General features: G+C 68.7%; 4 protein-coding genes. All 4 read left to right on the top strand.

Annotated features, from left to right (window positions below):
• Positions 1–316: 316 nt before the first annotated feature.
• Positions 317–1,774, top strand: a complete 1,458-nt coding sequence (gene epsF, locus AB3X43_RS01485; RefSeq protein ID WP_369428123.1) for a chain length determinant protein EpsF — start codon at positions 317–319, stop codon at positions 1,772–1,774.
• A gap of 8 nt (positions 1,775–1,782) precedes the next feature.
• Positions 1,783–2,679 (top strand): polysaccharide biosynthesis tyrosine autokinase, encoded by an 897-nt coding sequence (locus AB3X43_RS01490; RefSeq protein WP_369428124.1) that lies wholly within the window; start codon positions 1,783–1,785, stop codon positions 2,677–2,679.
• Positions 2,680–2,710: 31 nt separating this feature from the next.
• Positions 2,711–3,955 (top strand): oligosaccharide flippase family protein, encoded by a 1,245-nt coding sequence (locus AB3X43_RS01495; protein ID WP_369428125.1) that lies wholly within the window; start codon positions 2,711–2,713, stop codon positions 3,953–3,955.
• Positions 3,952–4,175, top strand: a 224-nt coding sequence (locus tag AB3X43_RS01500; protein ID WP_369428126.1) for a hypothetical protein, incomplete at its 3' end; no start/stop codon positions are given. The genes AB3X43_RS01495 and AB3X43_RS01500, both read left to right, overlap by 4 nt.

Below are 4,175 nucleotides of genomic sequence, written 5' to 3' on the forward strand. Positions count from 1 at the left end.
AGGGCTGCAGCGCTTTGATGCATTATTCACGCGTTGTCTCGCGTAGAGATGAAGTGCCATCTATTCGCATGTTTCTTCGGTCTATTGACTTCATTCGTGGTTCATTTCGAACGATAAACCATGTGTCACTGATAAATTTGTCAGTACCGGTTCGTATTTTCTTGTTCTGGTGCGCCGACCCCGCGCATTGATAGGGCAGGAATGGATGTTCTCCCGTGTCTGGAGGGTGGTTTACCTGGGTAAACCAGTCCCCAATCCACGCAAGAAACCGGTTATCCGGATCTCCTGAAGTTACAACCTGTAAACGCATCAATCCATGTCACTTGCCCGATTCCTGTTGACACTGAAGGCGCGCTGGCTCACCGCGGTCCTGGTGCTGGCCACCGTGATGGCTGTGACCGCACTGGTCAGTGCGCTGCTGCCCAAGCAGTACGCCGCCACCTCGATGGTCCTGGTGGACATCAAGTCGGCCGATCCGCTGGCGGTGTCGGCGCAGCAGCAGCAGTCCGGCCAGGCGGCGGCCTACATGTCGACCCAGGTCGATCTGATCCAGAGCGAGCGGGTGGCCCGCGCGGTCATGGCCGCGACCGGCATGACGCGTGATCCGAACGATGCCACCCACCAGCTCTGGCGCAGCAAGACCGGCGGCGTCGGCGACTTCGGGGAGTGGCAGGCCGCGCGGATGAAGAAGAAGCTCGAAGTGCGGCCGACCAAGGAGTCCGGGATCATTTCCATCGGCTACACCGCCGATGACCGCCAGTCCGCCGCGCAGATCGCGAACGCCTATGTGCAGGCCTATGTGGACACCAGCCTGGCCCTGCGTGTCGAGCCGGCGCGCACCAGCACCACGTTCTTCGACGAACGTGCCACCCAGCTGCGCACGGCGCTGGACGCGGCCCAGGCCAGGCTCTCGGACTTCCAGCGCCAGCACGGGCTGCTGGGCATCGGTGGGGCGGAGGAGCGGGTCGATGTCGAGACGGCGCGCCTCAACGAGCTGTCGTCGCAGCTCGTGTCGCTGCAGGCGCAGACCGGCGAGTCCGGCAGCCGCCAGTCGCAGGCACGTGCCAACCCGGAAAAATCGCCCGAGGTGATCAACAACCCGGTCATCAGCGGACTCTCGGCCGAAGTGCTGCGCCAGGAGACGCGCCTGAACGAGATGAGCGCCCGCCTGGGTGACCGCCATCCGTCGATCGTCGAGCAGCGCGCTGCCGTGGCGCAGCTGCGCAGCCAGCTCGCCTCGGAGTCGCGCCGCGTGGCGGCCAGCCTGGGTGTCAGCGACACGGTGAACCAGCAGCGCCTGGCGCAGGTCCGCACATCGCTGGAGGTGCAGCGCGCCAAGGTGCTCGAACTCACCGCGCGCCGCGACGAGGCCCGCGTGCTGCAGAAGGATGTGCAGAACGCGCAGTCCGCCTTCGACGCCGTGACCGGCCGCAGCACGCAGAGCGCCACCGAAAGCCAGGCCCGCATGAGCAACGTCGCGGTGCTGAAGACCGCGACCCCGCCGGCGCTGGCTGCGTCGCCGCAGATGGACGTGAACCTGGGCGTCGCGGCGCTGCTGGGTTCGGTGCTGGCGCTGGTGGTGGTGCTGGTGCAGGAGCAGCGCAACCGCCGGCTGCGCTGCGCCGACGACGTGCCCGAACTGCTCGATCTGCCGCTGCTGGTCGAGATTCCGTCGCGCAACCGTGCGGGTGGATCGGGCCAGGGACTGTCGCTGCCCAGGCTGGGCGGGAGCACGCGCAACCCTGGTACCCCCAAGGGCCGCCTGCCGGCGTGAACATGCACATGAAACGCGACTTCGAACTCAGTCGGGTCTCGCCGATCGACGAGACCCTTTTCACGGTCGAACCGCAGCATGCGCTGAGTCTGGGCGACATCCTGCGCCGCCAGTGCCAGCTCGGTGACGCGGAGGTGGGGCGCATCGTGGCGCTGCAGGCCGAGCGCGGGCTGCGCTTCGGCGATGCGGCGGTGGCGTTGCGCCTGGTGCAGCCGGACGATGTGGCGCAGGCACTGGCACGGCAGTTCAGCTATGCCTGCACCACCGCGCAGGCGGCACCGCACCTGGCGGAGCTGGCCGCCGCCATCGATCCGCATGGCGACAAGGCCGAGGTCTTCCGCGACCTGCGCGCCCAGATCATGCTGCGCCCCGGTGGCGCGGAGCCGGTGGCGCTCGCCGTGGTCAGCCCCACGCCGGGCGACGGCCGCACCCACGTCGCCGCCAATCTGGCCGTGGTGTTCAGCCAGATGGGCCAGCGCACGGTGCTGGTCGACGCCAACCTGCGCGCGCCGCGGCTGCATACGCTGTTCGATCTGCCGGCGCGGCCTGGCCTGACCGCGATCCTGGCCGACCGGCAGGTGGCGGGCGAGCTGGACCGCATCGACGTGCTGCCGAACCTGCATGTGCTGCAGGTCGGTGCGCCGCCGCCGAACCCGCAGGAGCTGGTGCAGCGCGAAACCTTCCGCACGCTCCTGCGCGAGCTGACGCGCAAGTTCGACCGCGTCATCGTCGACACCCCGGCCGCACAAGGCGCCGCCGACGCCCGCGTGATCGCCACCGCCTGCACGCAGGCGCTGGTCGTCGGCCGCCGCGACCACAGTGCCGCGACCCATCTGCGCGCGCTGGTCGCGGGGCTGCGTGCCCAGCGGGTCGATCTCGTCGGTGTGGTGATGAACGCGCACTGATCCCGTACCGAACCGCAACCACCCCGTGTCCATGGCCGCTGCCTCCGACCGCGCCTCCACCGTGCGCAAGCTGATCGAGCTGGCGATGACCCACGTCGCCACGTTCGCGTTTCCGCTCGTCTTCGCGGTGATCTGCGGGCGCACGCTGGGCATCCACGACTACGGCATCGTCTCCTTCTACGCCGCGCTGGCGGCCTTTCTCGGCATGGTCATCGAGTTCGGCTTCGACTGGTACGGCATCCGCGAGGTGGCGCGCCACCAGGGCCACCCGGCCAGCGTGCACCGCATCCTGTGGAACATCACCGCGGCCAAGCTGCTGCTGTGCGCGGGGGTGGTGGGCGTGGCGGGCGGCGCGCTGTGGCAGCTGCGGGCGCACGCCGAGTGGCCGCTGATGCTGGCATCCAGCGCCTACCTGGTCGGCTTCGCCTTCGACGCCGGCTGGTACGTGCGGGCGCTGGAGCAGACGCGCCTGCTGCTGCTGATCACCAGCGGGGTGCGGCTGATCGGCATCGCGGTCCTGCTGACGGTGGTGCCGCGGGTGGCGACGATGGAGAGCGCGCTCGGCGTCTACGCGCTGGTGTCGCTGCTGACCAGCGGCGTCACCTGGTTCTTCCTGGCACAGCGCAGGCTGGTGCAGCGCTCGCGCATCGAGGGGCGCTACATCGGCCAGCTGCTGCGCAGCTCGTCGGCCATCGTGTTCGGCAACGTCAACGGCGCGATGCTCACCAACGGCGGCATCGCGCTGCTCGGCATGCACGCCGATCCGGCCACCGTGGGCGCGGCCAACCTCGCGCTGCGGGTGCGCATGGCGGGGCAGGCGGTGATGCTGCCGGTGCAGCAGCTCGGTTTCGTGCGCATCTCCGGGCTGGCGTCGCGCACGCCGCGGGCCGCGATGGCGCTGGGCAGCCGGCTGATGGTGGTGACGCTGGCGATCGGCACCGTGATCAGCATGGTCTGCATGGCGACGGCCCCCCTGATCTCGCGCTACGTGTTCAAGACCGAGGTGCCGATCGCCGTGATGCTGATCCTGCTGCTGGCCTTCAGCATCCCGATCCAGGGCATGTCCAGCCTGTTCGGCATGCAGTCGCTGATCGCGCTGGGCCAGGAGCGCCGCTACGCGCTGATCCAGCTCGCCGCGACGCTGGCGTTCTGTGCCTGCCTGTTCCTGATCGACCAGGGCAGCGCCTATGGCTGGGCGATCATCGGCGCCGAGGCGACGGTGATGCTGCTGTCGGCCGGCGTGCTGATCCGTCTGCGCGGGGAGATGCTGGCATGAAGACCGCCGCACCCGTTTCCACCGCCATGTCCATGCCCTGGTGGTGCTCGCCGGCCGGCATCGCGGTCGGCTTCCTGCTGCCGCTGATGGTGCTGATCTCGTATGCCGGCGAGCTGCCACACCCGGCGCTGACGATCCGGGGCGTGCAGGCGCTCGATGCGCATTACCTGATGCTCGGCGCGATGATGATCCTGGCCATCGCGCTGACCGGCTGGTTCGG

Origin of the sequence: Sphaerotilus sp., from assembly GCF_041083715.1 — a bacterium.
Classification (GTDB): Bacteria; Pseudomonadota; Gammaproteobacteria; order Burkholderiales; family Burkholderiaceae_C; genus Sphaerotilus.

What these genes read in the sequence shown, in the direction of transcription:
- epsF (WP_369428123.1), top strand. Translation starts at nt 317, where the DNA reads ATGTCACTTGCCCGATTCCTGTTGACACTGAAGGCGCGCTGGCTCACC.
- AB3X43_RS01495 (WP_369428125.1), top strand. Translation starts at nt 2,711, where the DNA reads ATGGCCGCTGCCTCCGACCGCGCCTCCACCGTGCGCAAGCTGATCGAG.
- AB3X43_RS01490 (WP_369428124.1), top strand. Translation starts at nt 1,783, where the DNA reads ATGAAACGCGACTTCGAACTCAGTCGGGTCTCGCCGATCGACGAGACC.